The organism is Embleya sp. NPDC008237 (assembly GCF_042956465.1).
Classification (GTDB): domain Bacteria; phylum Actinomycetota; class Actinomycetes; order Streptomycetales; family Streptomycetaceae; genus Embleya.
In genome coordinates, this window is the sequence record NZ_JBIBGL010000004.1 from 102,276 (window position 1) to 125,072 (window position 22,797).

At 71.1% G+C, this 22,797-nt stretch carries 20 protein-coding genes; 5 read left to right on the top strand and 15 right to left on the bottom strand.

Annotated elements, in window-relative coordinates; translation table 11 throughout:
• Positions 1-17 precede the first annotated feature (17 nt).
• The gene (locus tag ACFZBU_RS10940; RefSeq protein ID WP_391583180.1) at positions 18-776 is read right to left on the bottom strand and encodes a hypothetical protein; all 759 of its coding nucleotides are present in this window, start codon (positions 774-776) and stop codon (positions 18-20) included.
• 203 nt (positions 777-979) lie between these two features.
• On the opposite strand from ACFZBU_RS10940, the gene ACFZBU_RS10945 reads away from it, so the two are divergent.
• Both ACFZBU_RS10945 and mtnK read left to right on the top strand, forming a co-directional pair.
• Positions 980-2,683 carry a flavin monoamine oxidase family protein gene (locus ACFZBU_RS10945; RefSeq protein ID WP_391583181.1) on the top strand — a complete coding sequence of 568 codons (1,704 nt, stop codon included), beginning with the start codon at positions 980-982 and terminating at the stop codon, positions 2,681-2,683.
• Between the two features lie 111 nt (positions 2,684-2,794).
• Entirely contained in the window at positions 2,795-4,099 is a 1,305-nt protein-coding gene (gene mtnK, locus ACFZBU_RS10950; protein WP_391583182.1) for an S-methyl-5-thioribose kinase, read from the top strand.
• Between the two features lie 214 nt (positions 4,100-4,313).
• On the opposite strand, the gene ACFZBU_RS10955 is transcribed toward mtnK, so the two are convergent.
• Positions 4,314-5,204, bottom strand: a complete 891-nt coding sequence (locus ACFZBU_RS10955) for a helix-turn-helix transcriptional regulator (protein WP_391583183.1) — start codon at positions 5,202-5,204, stop codon at positions 4,314-4,316.
• A 198-nt stretch (positions 5,205-5,402) separates the two neighbouring features.
• On the opposite strand from ACFZBU_RS10955, the gene ACFZBU_RS10960 reads away from it, so the two are divergent.
• Positions 5,403-6,179 (top strand): SDR family oxidoreductase, encoded by a 777-nt coding sequence (locus tag ACFZBU_RS10960; RefSeq protein ID WP_391583184.1) that lies wholly within the window; start codon positions 5,403-5,405, stop codon positions 6,177-6,179.
• Between the two features lie 182 nt (positions 6,180-6,361).
• On the opposite strand, the gene ACFZBU_RS10965 is transcribed toward ACFZBU_RS10960, so the two are convergent.
• From ACFZBU_RS10965 to ACFZBU_RS11020, 12 genes are all read right to left on the bottom strand, one after another.
• A complete protein-coding gene (locus ACFZBU_RS10965) occupies positions 6,362-7,351 on the bottom strand; it encodes a DUF6301 family protein (RefSeq protein WP_391583185.1) in 990 nt (329 codons plus the stop codon).
• A 126-nt stretch (positions 7,352-7,477) separates the two neighbouring features.
• Entirely contained in the window at positions 7,478-7,981 is a 504-nt protein-coding gene (locus ACFZBU_RS10970; RefSeq protein ID WP_391583186.1) for a hypothetical protein, read from the bottom strand.
• A gap of 385 nt (positions 7,982-8,366) precedes the next feature.
• Complete coding sequence (locus ACFZBU_RS10975; RefSeq protein WP_391583187.1) at positions 8,367-9,884, bottom strand: M1 family metallopeptidase; 1,518 nt, start codon at positions 9,882-9,884, stop codon at positions 8,367-8,369.
• A 152-nt stretch (positions 9,885-10,036) separates the two neighbouring features.
• On the bottom strand, positions 10,037-10,339 hold the full coding sequence (locus ACFZBU_RS10980; protein WP_391583188.1) for a hypothetical protein: 303 nt from the start codon (positions 10,337-10,339) through the stop codon (positions 10,037-10,039).
• Positions 10,340-10,529: 190 nt separating this feature from the next.
• Positions 10,530-11,126, bottom strand: a complete 597-nt coding sequence (locus ACFZBU_RS10985) for a hypothetical protein (RefSeq protein WP_391583189.1) — start codon at positions 11,124-11,126, stop codon at positions 10,530-10,532.
• Positions 11,127-11,435: 309 nt separating this feature from the next.
• A complete protein-coding gene (locus ACFZBU_RS10990; RefSeq protein WP_391583190.1) occupies positions 11,436-12,128 on the bottom strand; it encodes an N-acetylmannosamine-6-phosphate 2-epimerase in 693 nt (230 codons plus the stop codon).
• 2 nt (positions 12,129-12,130) lie between these two features.
• Complete coding sequence (locus ACFZBU_RS10995) at positions 12,131-13,138, bottom strand: ROK family protein (protein ID WP_391583191.1); 1,008 nt, start codon at positions 13,136-13,138, stop codon at positions 12,131-12,133.
• Positions 13,135-14,070: a dihydrodipicolinate synthase family protein gene (locus ACFZBU_RS11000; RefSeq protein ID WP_391583192.1), complete on the bottom strand. Its 936-nt coding sequence runs from the start codon at positions 14,068-14,070 to the stop codon at positions 13,135-13,137. Before ACFZBU_RS11000 ends, ACFZBU_RS10995 begins: the two co-directional genes overlap by 4 nt.
• Positions 14,071-14,211: 141 nt before the next feature.
• Positions 14,212-15,231, bottom strand: a complete 1,020-nt coding sequence (locus ACFZBU_RS11005) for an oligopeptide/dipeptide ABC transporter ATP-binding protein (protein WP_391583193.1) — start codon at positions 15,229-15,231, stop codon at positions 14,212-14,214.
• Positions 15,228-17,174, bottom strand: a complete 1,947-nt coding sequence (locus ACFZBU_RS11010; protein WP_391583194.1) for a dipeptide/oligopeptide/nickel ABC transporter permease/ATP-binding protein — start codon at positions 17,172-17,174, stop codon at positions 15,228-15,230. Before ACFZBU_RS11010 ends, ACFZBU_RS11005 begins: the two co-directional genes overlap by 4 nt.
• Before the next feature lie 2 nt (positions 17,175-17,176).
• The gene (locus ACFZBU_RS11015) at positions 17,177-18,130 is read right to left on the bottom strand and encodes an ABC transporter permease (protein ID WP_391583195.1); all 954 of its coding nucleotides are present in this window, start codon (positions 18,128-18,130) and stop codon (positions 17,177-17,179) included.
• A gap of 90 nt (positions 18,131-18,220) precedes the next feature.
• Positions 18,221-19,831: an ABC transporter substrate-binding protein gene (locus ACFZBU_RS11020; RefSeq protein WP_391583196.1), complete on the bottom strand. Its 1,611-nt coding sequence runs from the start codon at positions 19,829-19,831 to the stop codon at positions 18,221-18,223.
• 247 nt (positions 19,832-20,078) lie between these two features.
• Between ACFZBU_RS11020 and ACFZBU_RS11025 the strand changes: the two genes are divergently transcribed.
• Positions 20,079-20,780, top strand: coding sequence for a FadR/GntR family transcriptional regulator (locus tag ACFZBU_RS11025; RefSeq protein WP_391583197.1), 702 nt, complete (start codon positions 20,079-20,081; stop codon positions 20,778-20,780).
• A 182-nt stretch (positions 20,781-20,962) separates the two neighbouring features.
• Here the strand turns inward: ACFZBU_RS11025 and ACFZBU_RS11030 are convergent, their stop codons facing one another.
• Complete coding sequence (locus tag ACFZBU_RS11030; protein WP_391583198.1) at positions 20,963-21,997, bottom strand: alpha/beta hydrolase; 1,035 nt, start codon at positions 21,995-21,997, stop codon at positions 20,963-20,965.
• Positions 21,998-22,081: 84 nt separating this feature from the next.
• Here ACFZBU_RS11030 and ACFZBU_RS11035 point away from each other — a divergent pair, with 84 nt between their 5' ends.
• Positions 22,082-22,627, top strand: coding sequence for a MarR family winged helix-turn-helix transcriptional regulator (locus ACFZBU_RS11035; RefSeq protein WP_391583199.1), 546 nt, complete (start codon positions 22,082-22,084; stop codon positions 22,625-22,627).
• Positions 22,628-22,797: the final 170 nt, after the last annotated feature.

The following is a 22,797-nucleotide window of genomic DNA, read 5'->3' on the forward strand; positions in this document are numbered from 1 at the left end:
CCGCTTCGCCGCGCGGATCAGGAGCGCGCCCCGGGTGTCGCCGCCCCCTGGCGGTGGCCGTTCGCACTCCGCCGGCCGTCGGCCGCGTCGCCGTCCTCGTGTGCCGAGTCGTCGAGCACGGCGGAGAGTTCGCTGAACTTCTCCCCCAGCGGCCGGATCACGTTCTTCTCCACCTCGTAATAGCTGGTGAGCTCCGCCAGCGGTACCCGGCGCAGATACCAGCGGCCGGTGAGGTTGCAACCGACCTCGGGATGGGGATCGAAACGGCCGGTCAGCCACCCCTCGGCCTCGCCGTCGAGGGTGTGTTCCAGGCGGAAGTGGTTGAACAGATTCTGCGCGGTCGTACGCACACACTCCCCCAAATCCTGCGGCCTGGGGTCGGCGACGCCGAACCAACACTCGGGGCTTTCCGCGTCTTGGACATAGGCGTCGTTGAAGCCCAGCCAGGGCCACACGAATGCGATCAAGCGGGCCCGTGCGGTGCCGAGTTCGTCGACCGGCCTGCCCTCGGGCACCCGATCCGCGTCGACGTAGAACCGCCCCAGCCAACTCGGCAGCCACAGGTAGTAGGGGTACGAGCTGTCGTCGGACAACAGGTAGCTGTTGGCATTGGAGAACAGTTCGTTTCCGGCCACCGGGCGCAGCCGCACCCCGTATTCGGGCAGCGCGAACCGCACGTTGAGGACTTCGAAGAACGACCGAATGTCCTGGAAGTATCCCGACAAGTGCCCATAGGCTGCGGTAGTTTCGGCGAGGACGTCCTTGCGAAAGATCATCGATTCCCCTCGGCCACGCAGGCCCCCGCTTTCCGGGGGACGGCAGAATTCACTCAGTGTGCTGATCCGATTACCCGAATACAAGACATTCGCCGAAGGTCGTATTCATCCGTCCAAGGTCGTATTCATCCACCCATCCCACCGAGAGCACGCCTGGTCGCGGCCCCGCGATCGTGGACCGACGCACAAGGAGGCGACGACACATGCTCGACGTGGCCGTGGTCGGAGCCGGCGTGGGTGGCTGTTACGCGGCCTATCGACTCGGCCGGGAGCGGCCCGGCGCCGCTGCCGGCCGGGTGGCACTCTTCGAGCGCACGCACCGGATCGGCGGCCGACTGTGGTCGGTGCGGATGTCCCGATCCCCGGACCTGTACGCGGAGTTGGGCGCCATGCGGCTGCATCGCGGCCTCACCGAGGTATTGGATCTCGTCGAACATCTGGGCCTGACCCCGGACTTGGCCCCGTTCGCGTTCGGCCGACCGGAGAACCCGGTGCACGTGCGCGGGGTTCGGCTGCGCGGACGCGACCTCGCCGACGGCACCGCCGTGCCCTACCGCCTCGGTGATCGCCGGCGCGGCCGGGGCCCCGACGACCTGCTCCTGGACGCGGCCGAAGCCGTGCTCCCCGGCTTCGGCGCACTGCGGCGGGACCACCACGAGGCCCGCCGGCGGGGCGCCTTCGACGAGGCCGCGCGGACCGCCGCACTGTTCGCGACCCTGCGCGACCGGGGTGCCCTCGGGTCGTCCCCGTTGCGGCAGCTCGCCTGGGCCGACGTCCTGCTGACGGTGCTCGGCCCGGAGGCGACGGCCCTCGTCCACGACGCAGGCGGCTACGACATCGGGTCCGGTTCGGACTCCGGGCCGGGGACCCGCTCCGACGTCGCCGCCGGCTCCGGCTTCCGCGCCGGCTCCGGTTCCGGTTCCGGTTCCGGTTCCGGCCGGCAGAACGCGGCCGAGCACCTCGACGTCGTCTTCCGCACCCCGCCCGCCGCCGAATACCTGACCCTGCGCAGCGGCATGCAGGGCCTCCCGCGCACCCTGTACACCCGCTTCACGGCCGCCGGCGGACACACCCACCTCGGGCACCGCCTCCTGCGCGTGGACCGCGCGCCCGCCCGGGATCGGCGCACGCGCACCGCCGGGCCGCGCTACCGGCTGACCTTCGCCCTCGACGACGATCGGGGCCGCGCCACGGGCGTCCACGTCCGGGTCCACGCACGCGCCGTGATCCTCGCCCTCCCTCAGGGCCCGCTACGTGAACTCGACGCAACCGCACTGCCGTTCACCCCCACGATGCTCCGCGACCTGGACGCGGTCGAATCGGTACCCGCGCACAAACTCTTCCTCCTGTATCCGAACGCGTGGTGGCGACGGCTGGGCATCACCGCCGGCCGAGGCACCACGGACGGCCCGCTGCGGCAGGTCTGGTACGGCGGGACCTGCCCCCGGCCCGACGACGGCGACACCGAGGGCCCCACGCTGCTCCTCGCCGCCTACCCCAACGGACACTCCGCGCACGCCTGGTGCACGGCGGACCCGGAGCCCGGCCGGCAGGCCCGCGACACCGACCCCGCGGGCGCCGACGCGGCCGTGGTCGAACGCGCCCACCGGCTGCTGGGCGACATGCACGGCCTATCCGACCTGCCCACCCCGCTGGCCTCCTGTCGGCAGGACTGGAACCGGCCACCGTACGGCGGAGCCTGGCACGTGTGGCGCCCGGGACACGACTCCCGGATCGTCGGGCCACGCATGCGCCGGCCCGTCCCCGGGGAGGCGATCCACATCGTCGGTGACTGCTGGACGACCGATCCGGGGTCGATCGAAGGCACGATCGACTGTGCCGAGACCGTACTGCGCGAGCACTTCGGCCTGGCCCCGCCGCCGTGGCGCCGGCCGCCGGAAACGTAGCCGCGGCACGCCGACCACCCGGGCGCCGTGCCGAACTTCCGCCGCCTCGGTCCCGCTACCGCCCGCGGATTCCCTCACCGTCCCGAACCACTCGCGTCACGGAGGAACTTCGTGCCCACTCCCGATCGCCCCGACCACCGCATCCCCGACGAGCGCTCGATCGCCCGGTACGTGGCGACCGTGCCCGAACTGGCCGCCCGGCTCGGGGGCGGGCCCGCCGCCTGGGACGTGCGCGAGATCGGCGACGGCAACGTCAACTACGTCTTCGCCGTGCGTGGTCCCGCCGGCGCGCTGTGCGTCAAGCAGGCGCCGCCGTACGTCCGCGCGGTCGGCGAGTCCTGGCCGCTGTCCCCCACCCGGTCCGGCTTCGAATTCCGGGCCCTCCGCGAACACGCCCGGTGCGCACCGGCGTACCTGCCCGCGCCGCTGCATTACGCCCCCGAACTGCACCTGCTGGCCGTGGAGTTCCTCGACGACCACTGCGTCGTACGTCACCTGCTCAATGCGGGCGGCAGCCGCGCCGGCTTCGGCGCCGACATGGGCGACTACCTCGCCCGCACCCTGTTCGGCACCTCCGATCTGGCCCTGCCCGCCGCCGACAAGCGGCGCCTCGTCGGCGAGTTCGAGGCGAACATCGAGATGTGCCGCATCATGGAGGAGATGATCTTCACCGAGATCTACCGGCCCTTCCACCGCAACCGGTGGACGAGTCCCGAACTCGACCCGGACGTGCGCCGGCTCCGCTCCGACACGGCGCTCGTGATCGCCGCCGCGCGACTGAAGAACCGCTACCTCACCCGCCGGGAAGCGCTTTTGCACGGCGATCTGCACACCGGATCGATCATGGTCGGCCCGGGCAGCACCCGCGTCATCGACCAGGAGTTCGCCTGCTTCGGCCCGATGGGCTTCGACATCGGCAGCCTGCTCGCGCACCTGCTCGTCAACTACCTCGCCCAGGACGGACGGCACGCCGACGGCCACGCCGAAGCAGGCACCGAGGAGACGCCACAACAACACTGGCTCCTGGAGACCGTCGCGGAACTCTGGCACACCTTCGTCCGACGCTTCCTCGAACTGTGGCGCACATCCGCGCACGGCGACGCGTATCCGGCGACCCTCTTCCCGGCCGGCGCCGACGACGAGGACGACGTGCTGTACGCGGAACGCTCCGCCTACCTCGACCGGATCTTCCGGGACACCGTGGGCTTCTGCGGCGCCGAGACGATCCGTCGCGTCGTCGGGTTCGCCCGTCCGGCCGACTTCACCGACATCGAGGACGCCGGGCGCCGCGCCGACGCGGAGCGCAGGGCCCTGCGCCTGGGTCGTGCGCTGCTCGTGGACACCGCCGCCCACACCTGCGTCGAGGACATCGTCAAAACCACCCGACGCATCCGCGACGAGACGCCACCCGACTGAGGGCAGGGGATCACACCCGGCACGCACGCGTCGGCTCGGCCCGCGCAGTCCTCGGCCGCGTACGGTTGCGAGCCCGGCCCCGGGTGGGGTCTGTGTTCGATCGCGTGCCGAACTCCCGGTCGGCGTCGCCGCCTACGGACTGCGCCAGGCGGCCACGCGACGTGCCTGACGTCCGGTCGGGCCGAACGTCGCGTGATGTCGGTCGGCGAAATCGTCAGCGGGATGCTTCGGGCGGGATGGTGGGCTCGGGTCGGGGGAGCGTTTCCGGCTGTGGTGCCGTCCAGTTCGTGAGGAGTTGGAGGGAGCGGGCGGTTTCGGAGCCGGGTTCGACGTTGTAGACGCACAGGGTCTGGTCGCTTTCGCCGGGCGCCAGGAAGGACTCGTAGGAGAAGTGCAGGTCTCCGACGAGGGGATGGTGGTAGGACTTGGCGCCGTGGGTGCGGCGCAGGACCCGGTGATCGTTCCACCAGGTGGAGAACTCGGGTGACTTCAGGGTGAGTTCGCCGACAAGGTCGGCGAGTTGGCGGTCGTGGGGGTGGCGGCCGGCTTCGAGGCGCAGCATCGCGACGGTTTCCGCGGCGATCCGCTCCCATTCGACGACGCGTTCGCGGGCCTCGGGGTCCAGGAGGTAGTAGCGGGCCATGTTGCGGCGGGGTGCGGGCAGCGCGTCGAAGTCGGTCAGGACCTGGCGGGCGAGCCGGTTGGAGGCCAGGACGTCGGTGCGGCGGCCGAGGATGAAGGCGGGCACGTGCTCCAGCGTGTGCAGCATCAGGTGCAGGCCCGGCCGGACCCGCTGCGGGCTGGTGGGGGCGCGGCGGGTGGCGGGGGGACTCGCCAGCAGGTCGGTGAGGTGCTCGCGCTCGGAGGGGTCGAGTTGCAGGGCCCGGGCGAGGGCTTCGAGGACTTCCGGGGAGGGGTTCTGTGCGCGGCCCTGCTCGAGGCGGGTGTAGTACTCGATGCTGACGCCGGCCAGGCGGGCGACCTCGTCGCGGCGCAGTCCGGGCACACGGCGAGTGCGCCCGTCGTCGGGCAGTCCGGCCCGGTCCGGGGTGAGTGCGGCGCGCCGGGAGCGCAGGAAATCGGCGATCTCGCGTGTGCGGTCCATGGTCCCCAGTGTGGGCACCCCACGGCCGGCGAGCCTGCGCGGGGGTGGCCCTGCCAGTACCTGCCTCGCGGATACCTGCCTGGTCAGGGCCTATTCCGGCGGCCCACGAGGGCGCTCCGGATGGTGTTCTGGTTGAGGCGATGGCGCCGGCCCGTCGTCCCGTACCAGTCACTTCACCCACCTTGAAAGGTGAGCGCGATGACCACGCAGACTTCCTCCAAGCCCCTGACCGGCCGCATCGCAGTCGTCACCGGCGCCTCCAGCGGCATCGGTGCCGCGTCCGCCGAGCACCTGGCCGCCCTGGGCGCCCGTGTCGCCGTCCTGGCGCGGCGTGCGGAACGGCTCGACGACCTGGTCGCCCGGATCGGGAAGAGCGGTGGCGAGGCCCTGGCGATCGTCGCCGACGTCACCGACGCGGCGGCGGTGCGGACGGCCGCCGACCGGGTGGCGGCCGAACTGGGCGACGCCGACCTGCTGTTCAACAACGCGGGCATCATGCTCCCCGCCCCCGTCGAGGAGCGGGCCACCGACCAGTGGCAGCGCCAGATCGACCTCAACATCACCGGGCTGATGAACGTCATCGGCGCGTTCACGCCCCAGTTGGTCAAGGCCGCCGGTGAGCGCGGGGTGGCCGACCTGATCAACACCTCGTCGATCGCGGCGCAGAACATCTTCCCGACCTTCGCGGTCTACTCCGGCACGAAGGCGTACGTCACGCACCTGTCCCGGCACCTGCGGGCCGAACTCGGTGCGAAGAAGGTGCGGGTGTCGGCGATCGAGCCGGGTATCGTCGGCACCGAACTGCAGAGCCACGTCACCGATGAAGGCGCGCTGGAGTGGCTGGCCGGCTCCAAGGAGACGACGGAGTGGCTCACGCCCCAGGACGTCGCCCGGACCGTCGGCTTCATCGCCACCCTGCCGCCCCGGGTCAACCTGCAGCAGGTCACACTCATGCCCACCGGTCAGCCCGCCTGACCGTGCCGTGCCACAGGCCGCCGCCCTCGCCCGAGGGCGGCGCCGCCCGGCTCGGGCCGGGGATCGCGGCCGCCACGTCGACGGCGCGGCAGCGCAGGCGGGTTCGTACGGGAGCGTTCACCGTGTCTCCGCTCGGGGCAAGCCGCGGCGTCCGTCGGCGTACCGGGCGCCGTCCGGGTCGCTCACTCTCTCGGCAGGCCCAGCCCGTACAGGTTCAGCATGCAGTCGCTCCTGTTCAGCCACGCCCTGTGGCGCAGATCGTCCAGGCGTACGTCGTGCGCGCGCAAGGTGTCCACCAGCATCCGGGCCGCGGGTTCGGCGTCCCGGCGTTGGGGGTGCGGGACGTCGAATTCCAGGAAACCGTCCTCGGGGCCGACCTGCCAGCCCAGTCCCGCGAGCGTTTGCGGGTCGAGCGTGCCGATGCTCGCCTCCATGTGCAACAGCCGAGCGTTACAGATCAACTGCACCACCCGTGGGTTGTCCTCGTCCGCGGCCGGCCGCATCACCAGGACCAGCTCGTCGTCCAGTCGGCCCATGTCCGTCACCATCTCCGCGAGCGTCTGCCTCGACCACTCGCCGAACTCCTCCCAGGTCCGAGCTTGATGACCACCGGGTATGAACGCGCCTTCCATCCCCGCGTGGCCGTTCCCGAAGGCCTGCCACACCCCCAATTCCGCGACGGAGTCGTCGCGTTCGCTCCACTTCGAGAGCTGGTACTCGTGGTTCTCGACCACTGCCGCCGGCAGCAGCTGCAACTGCACCGCGTCTTTCGTCCACTCGATCTCCAGGAGAGTGTCATCGCGGCGCCAGCGCAGGACCGGTCCGGGCCCGCGCCGGATCGGAGCGGGCCCGTTCCAGGTCTCGGCCGCCTCCCTGGCCGCCTTGAAGACCGCTCCCAGAACTGCCTCGTCCTCGGTGTTCGCCAGCTCGCACTCCAGCGAGGTGAAGCAGCCTTCGCGCGGCGACCCGTGGACATGCCCTCGGTTGGCGAAATTCCACCCGTCCGGCAGCGGCCCGTCGAACCTCAGTCCCCCGCCCTCGTCGGAACGAAGCACCCACCCCAGTCCGGCGGTCGCGCGCTCGACCGCGCTCCGGTCCCACTCGCCCATGTCCAAGGCGTGGAACCGGGAGACCAGATCCTTGATCTCGGCGTCAGTCAGTCTGATCGTCATGGACGCAGATGCTACCGACGGACACCGACGCCCATCCGGGTCCTCGCGCAGGCCTCCGCGGCGAGACTCCACCGGTCCGGCCCGTGGATGCCACGGCCGGGACCACGTACTTCGTGGAAGGTCCGGTTACAGGACGGGCGTCTCTTCGGGGGCGAACGATGCCACCGCGAACTCGACCCGCCGGTTCTCCGGGCGCTCGTCCGGTGTGGGCACCGGGAAGAGCAGATGGGCCGCGCCGCATGCGACCCGGAAGACGTTGACGGACTGCATGTCGTCGACGCTTGCCGGTACGGTCGCTCCGGCGTCCTGGACAACTTGCTGGATCTGGTCGAACAGCCATAGGAGCGCGTTGTCGCCTCGCTCGACGCTCACCTGGAGCTCGTCTGCCCGCGCCTGCTCCGATGTGGGGGCGTCGTCCACTCTGTCCGAGTGCGCGATGACCGTGACGGAGCAGAACTTGCCTTCCTCCGGAATCATTTCCGCGCGGGCGGCCTCGTTGACCACCTGCTGCCGGATGCGCTCCTGCGCTTCCTCCGAACTGTTGTCGAACGCTGCCTCGAAGTCCGTGTCGTGGTCTCCGAAGCCGGAGATGATCAGGTTGTGCAAGTCGGGGGGCGTCGTCACAGGCATGGTGCTCACTCCTCGCCCCGTCGCGACGTGAACCGATATCAGCGGCACTCCGAGGCTCAGCCTTGGGTCCCACCCCTCCTGCCACGGTAGGACCGCTGCACCTTCGTCGCACGTCGGAAGCGCGTCGATCCGGACCGCCATGCCGCACGAGGCGCGCGAGGCGGGGAAGGGGTGAGGCCGCGGCGCGCCTGGACGTTCGTCAGGCCGGCCACCTCAAATCGGTGCTCGACGTGCCGGGCAACGGTGCGGCCGTATCACCCGCCGGGGCGGTCTCCTTGTCGTCCTTCGAGTCGTCACCACATTCCTCCGTGACGACGTCGGCGGCCCGGCCCTCCGCTCGCCTGCGGAGGGCCGGGCCGTTCGGGAGTTCAGGTCGGACGAGTCGTCAACGCTTGTGCTCGTGCACCGTGTTGGTCTCCTGGATCTTCTTCCAGGACCTCGGCTCCGGCAACACGTTCGCCGTGGCATTCCGCGCCGGACCCTGCTTCGCCGGGCTGGGCGTGGCCACACCGGCCGACCCCGCCGCGGGCTTCGCCGCCGTGAACAGCCAGGTGTCGAACAGCTCGCCCAGCGGCTTGCCGGAGATCCGCTCCGCGTACGCCCGGAACTGCTCGATGGTGGCGTTGCCGTACTTGCGCTCGGTCGGCCACCCCTTCAGGATCCGGAAGAACTTCTCGTCCCCGACGGCGTTGCGCAGCGCCTGCACGGCCACCGCGCCGCGGTCGTAGACCGCACCGGCGAATTGATGGTCCGCGCCCGGGTCGCCCGGCTTGATGGTCCAGAACGCATGGTCGGCCGGGTAGAGGTTGTAGACGTAGTCGGCCAGCTCCTGGGCCGTGCCCTCGTTCTCGTGCTCGGACCACAGCCACTGCGAGTACCGGGCGAAGCCCTCGTTCAGCCAGATTTCGCTCCAGCGCTGCACGGACACGCTGTCCCCGTACCACTGGTGGGCCAACTCGTGCACCACGACGGAGGTGTTGGAGCCTCGGGCGAACTGCGCGGGGCTGTAGAAGATCTGCCCCTGGGTCTCCAGCGCGTACCCGGTGGGCACGTTGGGCACGTAGCCGCCGACCGTGCCGAACGGGTACGCGCCGAAGTAGCCGCTCAGCCAGTCGACCAGTTCGCCGGTCCGCTCCACACTGGCCTGCGCCGCGCCGGCGTTGTCGCCCAGGTCCTTGCTGTACGCGGTGATGACCGGCAGCCCGCCCGGGGTGGTGTCGGTACGGATGTCGAACCTGCCGATCGCCAGCGTGGCCAGGTAGGTGGCCTGCAGCTTGGTCTGCCGGTAGTTGTAGCGGGTCCAGCCGGCCCGCGAGCTCTGGGTCGAGGTGCCGTTGCTGATCACCTGGGTGCCGTCGGGCACCTGTACGGAGACGTCGAAGGTGGCCTTGTCGGTCGGGTGGTCGTTGCTCGGGTACCACCAGGCCGCACTTTCCGGCTCGTTGGCGGCGACGCCGCCGTCGGGGGTGCGCAGCCAGGCGGACTGGCCGCCGCGCTCGACCTCGCCGGGCTTGTCGGCGTAACGGACGACGACGGTGATCCGGCTGCCCTTGGTGATCTCCCGGGCGGGGGTGATCTCCAGCTCGTGCTCACCGGTGCCGGCGAACTCGGCGGTGCGTCCGTTGACCAGCACCTCCTTCACCTTGAGCACGAAGTCGAGGTTGAAGCGGGTGAGGTCCTGGGTGGCGGTGGCCAGGATCGTGGTGGTGCCCTCTAACTCGTCGGTGGTGGGCTGGTACTTGAGCCGGATGTCGTAGTGCGAGACGTCATAGCCGCCGTTGCCGGCGGTCGGGTAATAGGGGTCGCCGATGCCCGGCGCTCCCGGGCCGACCGGGGCGGCGGAAGCGGGGACGGACAGGAGCAGGGCGAGCGCGCCGGCAGAGACGATCAGCCTCTTGCGCACAGTGGTCCTCCACAGGGTCACTGGGACAACGGTCGGATCGATCCTTGTCCCAACGGAGCCCGTCCTACGCCCGAACGACCGGATGTTCGCAAGAAGAAGGCGAGCCGACATGGCGGTGACGGCACGGCGCGCGGCGGTCGGCCTTCGGCCGCTCAGGCCGACGGTCGCAGGTCCAGGTCCAGGTCCGGGTCGAGTTGCAGCAGGCCGGGCACCAGGTCGTCGAGCCCGACGAGGTGGCGGCGGGTGCGGGGGACCGAACGGAGTGCCGGGGTGAACGCGCCGACGCCGGTGGGCTCGGCGCGGTCGGTCACGGCCGGTTCGGGCCCGGTGACGTGATCGAGGATGTGGCGGTGGCGTTCCCGGAGTTCGGCGTCCGACCGCGCGGCCCGGAGCGGGTCCAGTACCACCTTGACTCTGTGACCGTCGCCGTCGCGCCATTCACGGATGACCCACATGGGGTTCACCTCCGAGATCATCGGCCCTGCACCGTACTGCGCGCCGGTGACACCGGGAAGATCTTTTCCGACTTCCGAGCACCGCCCCCGTCCCGTGCCGGACGCGTCACCCTCGGCGGATCGGACTCGCCCGGTCGGGCCGGGCCGAGTCGGGCCCGGCCGGGTCGGGTCGGCGTCCGAGGGCTCGGCCTCAGGACATGAAGCCCACCACCCCTCGCCCCTCGCTCGCTCGCGCCGCGTGCAGCCAGCCCGCGCACTCCTCGACCGCTTCGCGTACGTCGTCGTCCAGAGTCGCCAGTTGCGCCTCGGTCACCGCTTCGAACTGCGTGAGCGCGGTGGCGCAGTCCGCCGGGGACCAGACTCCGTGGCCCGGCAGGTCGGTGCGTGGCAGCGGGGCGGGCAGCCCGTAGCCGAACTCCGAGACCTGCACCGCGGTGATCCCGAGGGACCGGAGTGCCTCGTCCACGTGTCCCAGCCACGCGAACTTGAACGGCGAGTAGCTGTTGCCCCATTGCCTCCGCCCGTGAAAGGCGCAGATCATCCGGTAGGCGTAGCCGTACTGGAACGTGTGCGTCTCGTTGAACGGTCCGCCGTCGACCACTGCGGTCAGCGCCTCGTACCGCGTCGGCGCCCCGGCCTCGATCTCGCTCGCGAAGTAGTCGTCGTCCTGCGCCATCTCCTGCTTGAACCGCCCGCCGATGGCCCGCCGCACACGTACGTCCCGCGATCCCACCACCGCACGCGTGACCTCGGGATCGACGACAAAAATGCTCAGGGAAAGACTCATACCGCCAAACCTAACCACCCCGAACGACACGTTCGGCCCCGTCTCGTCCCGTCCCCGGACCCACCCCGTCGCCGGCCCGGCTCGGAACGGGACCGCACGGGCGAGCGCACACCACGGTGGGTGCCCGCGTCACCGCGCCGCCGCGCCACCACGACAACGCAAGGGCCGGCGGCTCCACATGCGTACCGACCGGCGCGGCCGGTCTCGCGCTGCTCGAAGCGGACGACTCCTGAGCCGAGTTCGGGCGCGGCCGGTCTCGCGCTGCTCGAAGTGGCCGATTCGGGAGCGGAGTTCGGCGCGAACGATCCCCTATCGGTCCCGGTCCGACAGCGCCTCGCGGAAGCTCGTGGTGATCCACGCCGGTACCGTGATCGCGGTGCCGACCACCACCGCGTGCGCGCCGGCCGCGATCGCCGCCGCCGCGTCGGCCGGGCGGTGGTAGCGCCCCTCGGCGATCACCGGGACCTCCACCCGTGCGGCCAACGTCTCCACCAGGGCCAGATCGGGGCCGGGCGTTCGGGCCCTGCCCCCGGTGTAGCCGGCCAGTGTCGTCGCCACAGCGTCCGCGCCGGCCGCCTCCGCGGCCGACGCCTCGTCCTCGGTGGACACGTCCGCGAGCACCAGCGCCCCGACGGCGTGCACCGCGCGCACCGCGTCGGCGAAGGTACTGCCGTCGGGCCGGGCACGGCTGGTGCCGTCGATCGCGACGATCCGCGCCCCCGCCACTGTCACCGCCACGGCATGGGCGGCGCTCGGCGTGATGTACACGTCCGCGTCGCCGTCCTTCCACAACCCGATCACCGGCACGTCCACGGCCGCACACACCGCTTCGACGTCGGGGATTCCGCCGATGCCACCGCAGCGGATCGCGGCCGCGCCGCCCTCCACGGCGGCGCGTGCGATCGCCGCCATGATCGCCGGGTCGCGCAGCGGGTCGTCCGCGCGGTGGACCTGGACCGACACGATCAGGCCGCCGCGCAACGGTTCGAGTAGGTGATGCATGGTCACATCCGTTTCGCTGCAAAGGAGTTGTCGGTTTCGTCGGGATCCACGAGAGCCGTCGACTGGCCCGAACCCGCAGAAAAGGTCGAGTCGTTCCCGTCCACGGCGATCGTCAGGTCCTCGGGCAGCAGGGCCGCACCCACCAGGGGCGCGTCCAGCCCCAGTGCCGCCGTCAGCACCGGGATCGTGCGCAAAGGCGGCAGGACCTCGGCGCGCAGCGCGTCGGCCAGCGGATCGGTGAAGCGCGGTCCGATGCCCGCCACCCCGCCGCCCACGACCAGCGCCTGGGGGTCCAGCGCGCTCACGAGTCCGGCGAGGGTGCGTCCGAGGGCCACCGCGGCCTCCTCGATCACCGCGCCGGCGCGGGACTCCCCCGCGTGCGCGCGGCGGGCGATCTCGCGCAGGTCCACACCGGGCGCGCCGTACGCCGCCTCGATCGCGGGCCCGGACGCGGCCGCCTCCAGATGCCCGGTGCGTCCGCATGCGCACGGCCGTGCCCGCACCGGCCCGGCCACGCTCAGGTGGCCCAGTTCGCCCGCGACTCCGCGTGCGCCGCGCACGATCCGGCCGCCGAGGGCGAGCGCGCCGCCCACGCCGGTACCGACCGACACGTACAACACCGCGTCGTTGCCGATCGCCGCACCGCGGCGCAGTTCGCCCAGGGCCAGCACGTTGACGTCGTTGTCCACCAGGGTCCGCAGACCGGACGCGGACTCGACCGCGTCGCCCACGGGGGTGCCCGCCCAGCCGGGGAGCAGGTCGGTCGCGAAGCACACGTTCCCGGTTCGGGTGTCCACGGCACCGGGCGCTCCGATGCCCACGCAGGCCGCGTCCGGGGCGAGTTCGCGGACCAGGTCGATCACCGCCGCCAGCACCCGATCCGCGCCCGCCGCGGCCGGGGTCGCCCGCACGCGGCGGCCGGTGACGCTCCCGTCGCGCCACACCAGCCCGACGGCAATCTTCGTTCCGCCGATGTCGACCCCGATCCGGGGCCATCCCGGGATGGTCATGCCGCGAGCAGGCCGGCCCGGACCAGGTGGGCGCGCACGTCGGCGACCTCGGCCGCGTTCAGCGGGATCTGCGGCGCGGCGGTCGCGGGGCAGTCGATCACGCCGAGCAGGTGCAGCGCGGCCTTGAACGCGCCCAGTGCCGACGATCCTCGCCCCATGCGCGCCGGCGCGCCGGCGTCGACCAGGCCGAACAGCGCGATCAGACGCTCCTGTTCGGCCTTGGCGGCATCCCACTCGCCCGCCGCGGCCAGGTCCCGCAGCCGGACGTAGCCGTGCGGGTCGACGTTGCCCAGCCCCGGGACCACGCCGTGCGCGCCCATCCGGAAGGCGGTGTCCACGGTCAGCTCCGAGCCGGTGAGCACCGCGAAGTCCGCGACGTCGGCGGTCTCCAGGAGCAATCGGCGGAATCCGCCCTCGTCGCCGCTGGAGTCCTTGACCGCCTGGATCACCCCATCGCGGGCCATGGTCGCCAGTTGCGCGACGCCGAGCTTGGTGTGCACCGATACCGGCAGGTCGTAGGCGATCACGGGCAGGTCGGTGACGGCACGCAACATGCGAAAGTGCGCGTCGATCTCGGCCGGGTGGGTGCGGGTGTAGAAGGGGGCGGTGGCCACCACTCCGTCCGCGCCGTACTTCTCGGCGGTGCGGATGTGCTCGGCCACCCGCAGTGTGGCGGTGTCGATCACGCCGGCGACCACGGGCACCCGGCCGGCGACGGCACTCACCGCGATCTCCAGGACCCGGGCCCGATGCGCATCCGGCAGGAACGCGACCTCGCTGGTGGAGCCGAGGACGAACAGGCCGTCCACGCCGGCGTCGAGCAGGTGCGCGATCAGTCGCTCCAGCGAGGGGGCGTCGACCTCCGACTCGGGGGTCAGCGGGGTGCAGACGGGGGGTACGACGCCGCGAAGTGCGGTCGGCGACGGGGTCATGCGGTTCAGAGCTCCTGGCGGTGAAGGAAAGTGGCGGAAAAGCGGAAGGGGGACGGAAAACCGAGCGGGCCGAGAGGTCGCACGGACGACGGGGGACCGCGGAAACGAACGACGATGGTTGGCGGAAGGGCGCCGCGAGGGTCACATGGGGTGGTGACAGCGGAAGAGGTGACCCGATTCCGCCTCGCGCGGCTCGGGCAACTCCTCGGCGCAGGTGTCCGTCGCCTTGTGGCACCGGGTCCGAAACGGGCATCCGCTGGGCGGATCGACGGCGGAGGGCAGGGGTCCGGTCAGGGTGATCCGCTCCGCGGAGTCGAGCAGGCTGGGCGTGGCCGAGAACAGGGCGACCGTGTAGGGGTGCCGCGGGGCGGCGGTGACCTGCGCGGTCGGGCCCTCCTCGACGACCCGGCCCAGATACATGACGGCGATCCGGTCGGCCAGGTAACGCACGGTCTGGATGTCGTGGGAGATGAACACCAGGCCCAGGCCGAGCCGGTCCTTGAGGTCGCGGAGCAGGTTGAGGATCTGCGCGCGCACGGACACGTCGAGCGCCGAGGTGGGTTCGTCGGCGACGATCACCTCGGGTTCCAGGACCAGTGCGCGGGCGATCGCCACGCGCTGGCGTTGTCCGCCGGACAACTGTCCGGGCAGTGCCTCGGCCGCGCTCGGCGGCAGGCCGACCAGGTCCATCACCTCGCGCACGCGCGCCTCGCGTCCCTCCCTGGTGCCGCGTCCGTGCACGTCGAGGGGGTCGCGCAGGACGCGGCGTACGGTCAGGCGTCGGTTCAAGGCGGTGGAGGCGTCCTGGAAGACCATGCCCAGGGCGCTGCCGAATTCTCGCTCGCGGCGCTTGGCGGGCATCTGCCACAGGTCCTGGTCGTGAAAGCGCACGACGCCCGCGGTGGGCTTTTGCAGTCCCACCAGTACCCGGGCCAGGGTGGACTTGCCGCAGCCCGATTCGCCGACGATGCCCAGCACTTCGCCGCGGCGGACGGCGATCCGCGCGCCGGTGAGGGCGTGCAGGTGTGCCCTGGCGAAGAGTCCGGCGCCGGCCACGGTGTGTGTGACGTCCACGTCGTGCACCGAGAGCACGGTGGGTCCGGCCGACCTCCCGGGTTCGGGCCCGGTAGCGGGTGTGGACGCGGTCCGGGTCCGGTTCATCGAACGCCTCCGGTCAGGGTCTGGGCCGGGTGGTGGCAGGCGGCGGCGTGCGCGCGCACGTCACCGGTCAGGGCCGGTCGGACGTCGAGGCACCGCTCGCTCGCCGCGGGACAACGTTCGGCGAACCGGCAGCCGGGGCCGAAGTCGGCCGGCGGCGGCACCACGCCCGGGATCTGGTGCAGGCGCTCCTCGCCGGCTTCCAGGGACAACACCGAGCCCAGCAGGCCGCGGGCGTAGTGGTGCCGGGGAGCGCGCAGGAGCTGCGCGGTGCGGCCGGTCTCGATCACATGGCCGCCGTACATGACCACGATCCGGTCGGCGAGCGAGGACACCAGGGCCAGGTCGTGCGAGACCAGGACCAGGGCGAAGCCCAGTTCGTCGCGCAGCCGGGTCAGCAGGTCCACGACCTGGGCCTGCACGGTCACGTCCAGCGCGGTGGTGGGTTCGTCGGCCAGGATCAGCCGGGGGCCGCGCGAGAGGGCCATCGCGATCAGCACGCGCTGGCGCTGACCGCCGGAGAGCTGGTGCGGGTGGCTGCGCAGGGTACGGGCGGCGTCCAGGCCGACCAGTTCGAGCAGTTCGGCGGGCGTGCGGGTGCCGCCGCGCCTGGTGAGCTGGCGCATTTGGGTCTCGATGAGCAGGCCGGGATTGAGCGAGCTGAGCGCGTCCTGGTAGATCATCGCGATCTCGTGTCCCAGGAGCGGGCGACGTTCGCGCGGGGTCATCGCGAGCAGATCGCGGCCGGCGAAGTGCACCTCGCCCGCGGTCTCGGCACCCTTGGGCAGCAGGCCCATCACGGCCAGGCTGGTCAGGCTCTTGCCGCAGCCGCTCTCCCCGACCAGGCCCACGGTCTCCCCCGGGCGTACGTCGAAGGAGACGTCGTCGACGATGCGTACGCCGCCGTGCCGGTCGGGAAAGCGTACGGACAGCCCGCGCACGGACAGCAGCGCCGGCGCGTCGGGGACCTCGCGGATCGGCAGCCGGTCGGCGGCCTCGGCCAGGCGTGCGTCCAGGGCGGCGTGCGCGGCCGCATCGAGCGGCGCGACGCGGGCGGCTTCGCGCTCGGCCTTGATCGGGTCCTTGGCGGTGTGTCCGGCGGGCGCGGCCCACGCGTCGGAGATGCCTTCGGCGAGTACGTTCAGCGCGAGCACGGTGAGCAGGATCATCAGGCCCGGGAAGAAGGTGGCCCACCAGCCGCCGGTGAGCACGAGGGTGCGGCCGTAGGCGATCACCGACCCCCAGGAGGGGTCGGGGTCGGGCACGCCCGCGCCGATGAAGGACAGGCTCGCCTCGAAGACGATGGCATCGGCGACCAGGACGGTGGCGAAGACCAGGATCGGCGCGGCGCAGTTGACCGCGACGTGTCGGATGAGGATGTGCGGGCGCCGGGCGCCGATCACGCGTTCGGCCGCGACGTAGTCCTCGCCGTACTGCGCGAGCACGTTGGCGCGCACGACGCGGGCCAACGAGGGGGTGTACAGGAACGCGATGGAGCAGACCAGCACGCTCAGCGAGCTGCCGAAGACGGCGACGAACACGGCGGCCAGGGCCACGTTGGGAAAGGCCATGACCACGTCGAGCACACGCATGACGCCCTCGTCGACCAGGCGCCGCGAGGTGGCGGCGAGGGCACCGAGCAGACCTCCGAGCACGAGCGCCAGGACGGTGGCGCCCAGTCCGATGGCGAGCGACCAGCGTGCGCCGACCAGGAGCCGGGAGAACACGTCGCGCCCGGCCCGGTCGGTACCGAACCAGTGTTCGCCGGAGGGGCTTTGGGCGGGTATACCGGTGGCGAGCGGGTCGTGCGGGGCGATCCACGGCCCCAGCAGCGCCGCCAGGCACAGCAGGGCGAGCGCGCTCACGCACACGCGGGCAGGCACCGACAGCCGGCTCCACCGGATGCCGGGGCGCGAGAGTCGGGCGACCAGTTCGGGGCGCATCATCTTCAGGCCTCCCTGGTGCGGGGGTTGGCGAACAGGCAGGCGAGGTCGACGACCAGGTTGACGAGCACGAACACGACGGCGATCACGAGGACGGTGCCCTGTACGACGGCCACGTCGCCGGAGGTGACGCCGTTGAGGATGAGCGTGCCCAGGCCCGGGAGGCCGAAGATGGTCTCGATCACCACCGCGCCGCCGAGCGCGTATCCGGCGCGCAGGCCGAGCACCGTCAGCGGGGTCACCAGGGCGTTGCGCAATACGTTGTGACCCACGATCACCAGGGGCGGCAGACCGTTTCCGGCAGCGGTGCGCACGTAGTCGCGGTCGAGTTCCTCGACCATCGAGGTGCGCACGATGCGGGTCAGGGAGGCGCCGACCGGCACGGCGATCGCGACGGCGGGCAGGAACAGGCTCTGCAGCCAGGCGCCCACGCCGTCGACCGGGTTGACGTAGCCGCCGGTGGGAAACCAGCCCAGGCGCAGCGCGAACTGCTGGATGAGCAGGATGCCGAGCCAGAACGAGGGCGTGGCCACGCCGGCCATCGACAACACGCGGATGACCTGATCGGGCCGGCGATCCCGGAAGATCGCCGCGGTCACGCCGAGCAGCAACGCGCCCAGTGACGCGAGCAGCATGCCCAGGAAGGTCAGTTGCAGGGTCAGTGGCAGGGCGGTGAAGATCGCGTCCGAGACCGGCTTGCTGGGCGGGGTGGTGACGCCGAGGTCGCCGTGCAGCAGGTCGCTCAGGAAGGCGAGGTAGCGCACCACGATCGGGTCATCCAGCCCGTGGTCGGCGGAGTACGCGTCGCGCGCGGCCTCGGACGCGCCTTCGCCGAGCGCGTTGTACGCGGGGTCGGTGGGCGAGAAACGCAGGACCACGAAGACGAACAACGTGATCCCCAGGAGGAGGGGTGGGAGCGTGAGCAGCCGTCTGCCGGCCATGCGCAGGATCGTGGTCATGGGGCTCTCGGAGGGCGGGAGGCGGGCCGCCCGCACGGGCGGGTGCGGGCGGGCTCCGGGTGAACGGGCGGGGGCGGCGGGCCGGGTGGCCTACGCGGGGCCGGCGTCCAGGAAGGACAGGCCGGTGGTGGGCAGCGGCCGAAAGCCGGTGAGCGCCTTGTCGTTCCAGGCGGTGGCGAGCTTGCGGTGGAAGACCGGGTAGAGCGGGACCTGTGCGGCGGCCAGGTCGATCGCCTGCCCCCACAACTCCTTGCGCTTGACCGTGTCGGCCTCGGCGGCCGCGGCGTCCAGGAGCGTCCGCGCCTGCTTGCCCTCGGGAGTCTGTGACCACATGTGGCGCTTGTCGGCCCACAGGCCCACGTACCACCAGCGCATCAGCAGGTCGACGTCGTTGCCGAACACCGACGGGTCGCCGGGGGCGGCCATCACCTGGTACTCGCCGTTGTCGACCTTGTTCTTGTACTGGCCGCCGGACTGGCCGATGTCGAGCGTGGTGCGCACGCCGATCCCGTCCCAGCTCTCCTTGATCAGCGGCGCGATGTCCTTGACCCATGCGGTGTCGGTGAGCACCAGGGTGACGTCGAGCCCGCTCACGCCCGCCTCGGCCAGCAGGCTCTTGGCCCTGGCCGGGTCGTAGCCGTAGACGGTGGCCGCGCGGCGGTAGTCGGGGTGGGTCTCCTGGAGGAAGCTGCTCGCCGGCACGGCGTTGCCGAGCAGGCCGGTGGCGATCAGCTTTTCCTTGTCCAGGCCCCAGTGCAGCGCCTGGCGCACCCGCACGTCGTCGAAGGGCTTGTGGCGCAGGTTGAACATCAGGAACAGCAGGCCGAAGCTCTGCACGGAGTCGGCCCGATGCGCCTTCTTGACCTGGGCGTAGTTGATGTACGGAACGTCCTCGACCACCTGGACCCGGTCGGAGTCGAGCGCGGTGACCCGGGCGGATGCGTCGGCGAGCAGGAGCCAGTTCATCGTCGCGGCGCGCGCCGGTTTGGGGCCGTTGTAGGCGGCGTGCTCGGCGAAGACGATCCGGTCGTCCTTGGTCGCGGACACCATCCGGTACGGACCCGATCCCACCGGCAGCGCGTCGAACTGCTGCTGACCCTTGGTCACCACGGCCTTGGGGACGATCTTGACCACGGATATCCGCTCGCCGAACAGTGCGAACGCGAAGGTGAGGCCGAACTCGACGGTGTTCGCGTCGATTGCCCGCACCTCGCGCAGGAACGGCAGGAACTGGCTGATCAGCGAGTTGTTCGCCGGATCCAGGACCCGCTGGAAACTGAAGGCGACGTCCTCGGCGGTGACCGGTGAGCCGTCGTGGAAGGTGGCGCCCTGGCGCACCTTGGCCCGCCACGTGGTGGCGTCCACCTGTTGGGGCATCGCCGCCGCCAGCGCGGCGTAGGGGCTTCGGGTGACCGGATCGAGGTCGACCAGACCCTCGAAGACGTGCAGGTTGGCCGCGACGGGAAGCGCGCCGGAGGCGGTCATCGGGTCGAAGCCGGTGCTCAGCGTGTAGGAGAGACCGGCGTTGATGGTCTTCTTGCCACTGCTCTTGCCGCCCGAGTCCCCGTTGCCGGTGTTCGTCGACGCGGGGCCGCACGCGGCGAGGGAGCCACCGATGGCGGTGGCGGCGCCGAGCGCGCCGATGAATCCGAGGAACTGTCGGCGGCCCAGCGCCTGGGCGGGCGAACGCGACTCGAACACGACGCCTCCTGTCTTGTCCGGTAATGCGAGGACTGCGAGGAAAAACCTACGGGGACAATTGCTGAACATCAGACATCGGATGTGGAACGAGGGACGTCCTACGTCTAGACTCGGGTGAGATTAGGAGGCCATCCGTGACCCGGTCAAGAGGGCGAGGCGAACCGATGCGACGACCACGCTGTGCGACGGGCGTGGACGCGTCGATGAGTAGGGTGACGTCCGGAGACATTCGGCGAGGGGGCACGCGATGACGGTGCGCGACCGGCGCAAGTACGGCGTACAGGAGCGGATCAAGGAGTTGATCCTGGAGCGCGGCCTGGGCGCGGGCGATCCGATGCCCACCGAGACCGATCTCATGGAACTCCTCGGCGTCAGCCGAAACTCCGTACGTGAGGCGCTCAAGGCGCTCCAAGCCGTGGGCATCGTGGAGATCCGGCACGGCTTCGGCACCTACGTGGGTCGTATGTCCCTCGGCGCCCTCGTCGACGAACTGTCCTTCCACGGCCGCCTCTCCCAGGCCTCGGGCGCGCGCAGCATCACCGAACTGGTCGCGGTGCGCGAGGCCCTGGAGGCGGGCCTGATCGGACAGGTCGTCGAGATCGCCGACGACGCCCACCTGGCGGATCTGCGCGCGATGGCCGATCGTATGGCCGCCGAGGCAGCCGACGGCGAGGTGTCACCGCTGACCGACCGGCAGTTCCACGAGACGCTGTATCGCCCGTTGGGCAACGACCTGATGCTGCGCCTGCTCGCCGCGTTCTGGGACGCCTACGATCGACTCGCCGCCGACCTGCCGCCGATCGGCGAGTCCGCCCGGGATGTCGCCGCCCAGCACCGCGAGGTCTACGACGCGGTCGCCGCCCGCGACGCCGAACGCGCGCGCCGCGCGATCACGGTTCACTTCACCGGCATCCGGGGCCGCACCCCGGGCCCCGTCCCGGCTCCCTGACGGCGGAGCCGCGACGACGGCCCGAGCACGGCACGCCGGGACATGGATCGCATGCGTCGGTCACCGCCATTCGTCGACGCTTGCGACGAGACCCGGCGAGGCCGAACGGCGCCATGCGCCATGCGCCATCGACGCGGACCCTCGTCGCGACGTGGCCCGGGGACGTGGAACCCCCGCGACGACTACCGCGGTTGCGCGATCCGATGGGCGAGCCACGCGAGTGCGGGCGGCATCCGGTATTCCACGGCGTGGTGTCCTCCGTCGAACAACTCGAAGCGGACGACACCCTCATCCACTCCGGCCTCGACGAGGGCATCGCGGAAGGCCTGTGCCCCCAGGTCGAGGAACCATTCGTCGCGGGTGCCCGCGTCGATCCAGATCGCCCGCTGGGATCGCAGTGCCTCGGCGTGCAGTGGCGCCATCCTGACCGGATCCCGGTCCAGCCAGCGCTGCCAGATCTCCGGCCGGAGCGCGCCCGTGCGCGGGTCGAAGGGCAACTGTGGCGTGCCGTCCGGAGCGGGCGAGAAGCAGGCCGAGACGCCGAGCAGTTCGAGCAGCCGAAGGTCCTCGTCCCTGGTGAAGGCCACTCGGGAGCGGAAGTCGTCCCACCAGCGGAAGATGTCGCCGTCGTAGGCCCGCAAGTGGCGTGCCGCCATGAGGAAATGAGGGATGTACTGGGCCTCCGACAACGAATCACCCGAGTGCGTCGCGAACGCGCCGAACAGGTCGGGACGGAGCATCGGTGTGATCATCGCGCCGAGCCCGCCGCTCGACTTGCCTGCCAGCGCCCGGTGATCGCGGTCGGCGAGCGACCGGTAGTGGGCGTCGACCCACGGCACGATCTCCTCGCAGAGATACGAGTGGTAGCGGCCGGTCCCCGGCGAGTCGACGTATTGGCTGCCGCCGTACGTGGTCCACGCGTCCACGAACACCAGAATCATCGGCGGTGCCTCGCCGCGGGCGAAGATCCCGTCGACGAGTTCGGGCACCGGCCGGCGGTAGGGGGTGTGGTTGCGCCAGACCGGGAGGGTCCCGGCGTAGCCGAGCAGCATATAGGTGACCGGATAGCGGCGCCCGGGATCGGTGTCGTAGCCGGGCGGGGTGTAGACCCACAACGGCCTCTTCGCCGCGTCTCCCAGGGGATTGTCGCGCAACAGGACGCTGTCGATGACGTGCTCGTCGATGCGGCCTGCGAGCACGGTGGGCCATGGGGCCATCGGAACCTCCTCGGAAGGGAAGCCTCGACGTTACTACGATTTCAAATTATATGAATCGGTAATACCTGCCGGTATGCTGGCGCGATGGACACGACGCACGACCAGGGCCCGTCTGCCGACTCGGTCGACCGGCACATCGCTCATTGGAAGCACGAGGTTCCCGATCTGGACCCGATGGTCGAGGGTGTCGTCACCCGGATGCAGATGCTGGTGCGCCATCTCCAGCGTCGCAAGGAAGCAGGGCTCGGCCGACGCAGGTTGAAGATGTGGGAATACGAGATCCTCTGGCGGCTGCGCTCCGCCGGCGAGCCGTACCGGATGACGCCGACACGGCTCGCCGAGGGCTTGGACATCCATCCGGCGACCCTCACGAGCCGGCTGGACCGCATGGCGAAGTCCGGCTACGTGACCCGGGAGCACACCCCGGAAGACCGCCGGAGCCTGCTCGTAACGCTGACCGAGAAGGGCCACGAGGCGTGGTCGTCCACGATCGGCGATCAGATGGCGACCGAACAGGCGCTCCTGGCCCCGCTGTGCGAAGCGGAACGGGAGCAACTCGTGGCCCTGCTGCGAAAGATCACCCTGAACGCGGAGTCGGGCGGCCCACCACTGATGCCGACTCTCGACTGAACACACCCACGGGCCCGCCCGCACCATCGTTCGTCTGCGCCGCGCCCCCGGCACTGTTTCCGCCTGCCGCGCCAAGGGGCCGCCCGTCGTCGCGGGGCCGTCGCGGGGGCGTCGGTGGCGGTATCGGTGGTGGCGCCGGTGCCGAGGGCGCGTGGGCCCGATCCCACGGG

What these genes read in the sequence shown, in the direction of transcription:
- ACFZBU_RS10940 (WP_391583180.1), bottom strand. Translation starts at nt 776, where the DNA reads ATGATCTTTCGCAAGGACGTCCTCGCCGAAACTACCGCAGCCTATGGG.
- ACFZBU_RS10945 (WP_391583181.1), top strand. Translation starts at nt 980, where the DNA reads ATGCTCGACGTGGCCGTGGTCGGAGCCGGCGTGGGTGGCTGTTACGCG.
- ACFZBU_RS10955 (WP_391583183.1), bottom strand. Translation starts at nt 5,204, where the DNA reads ATGGACCGCACACGCGAGATCGCCGATTTCCTGCGCTCCCGGCGCGCC.
- ACFZBU_RS10960 (WP_391583184.1), top strand. Translation starts at nt 5,403, where the DNA reads ATGACCACGCAGACTTCCTCCAAGCCCCTGACCGGCCGCATCGCAGTC.
- ACFZBU_RS10965 (WP_391583185.1), bottom strand. Translation starts at nt 7,351, where the DNA reads ATGACGATCAGACTGACTGACGCCGAGATCAAGGATCTGGTCTCCCGG.
- ACFZBU_RS10970 (WP_391583186.1), bottom strand. Translation starts at nt 7,981, where the DNA reads ATGCCTGTGACGACGCCCCCCGACTTGCACAACCTGATCATCTCCGGC.
- ACFZBU_RS10980 (WP_391583188.1), bottom strand. Translation starts at nt 10,339, where the DNA reads ATGTGGGTCATCCGTGAATGGCGCGACGGCGACGGTCACAGAGTCAAG.
- ACFZBU_RS10985 (WP_391583189.1), bottom strand. Translation starts at nt 11,126, where the DNA reads ATGAGTCTTTCCCTGAGCATTTTTGTCGTCGATCCCGAGGTCACGCGT.
- ACFZBU_RS10990 (WP_391583190.1), bottom strand. Translation starts at nt 12,128, where the DNA reads ATGCATCACCTACTCGAACCGTTGCGCGGCGGCCTGATCGTGTCGGTC.
- ACFZBU_RS10995 (WP_391583191.1), bottom strand. Translation starts at nt 13,138, where the DNA reads ATGACCATCCCGGGATGGCCCCGGATCGGGGTCGACATCGGCGGAACG.
- ACFZBU_RS11000 (WP_391583192.1), bottom strand. Translation starts at nt 14,070, where the DNA reads ATGACCCCGTCGCCGACCGCACTTCGCGGCGTCGTACCCCCCGTCTGC.
- ACFZBU_RS11005 (WP_391583193.1), bottom strand. Translation starts at nt 15,231, where the DNA reads ATGAACCGGACCCGGACCGCGTCCACACCCGCTACCGGGCCCGAACCC.
- ACFZBU_RS11010 (WP_391583194.1), bottom strand. Translation starts at nt 17,174, where the DNA reads ATGATGCGCCCCGAACTGGTCGCCCGACTCTCGCGCCCCGGCATCCGG.
- ACFZBU_RS11015 (WP_391583195.1), bottom strand. Translation starts at nt 18,130, where the DNA reads ATGACCACGATCCTGCGCATGGCCGGCAGACGGCTGCTCACGCTCCCA.
- ACFZBU_RS11025 (WP_391583197.1), top strand. Translation starts at nt 20,079, where the DNA reads ATGACGGTGCGCGACCGGCGCAAGTACGGCGTACAGGAGCGGATCAAG.
- ACFZBU_RS11030 (WP_391583198.1), bottom strand. Translation starts at nt 21,997, where the DNA reads ATGGCCCCATGGCCCACCGTGCTCGCAGGCCGCATCGACGAGCACGTC.
- ACFZBU_RS11035 (WP_391583199.1), top strand. Translation starts at nt 22,082, where the DNA reads ATGGACACGACGCACGACCAGGGCCCGTCTGCCGACTCGGTCGACCGG.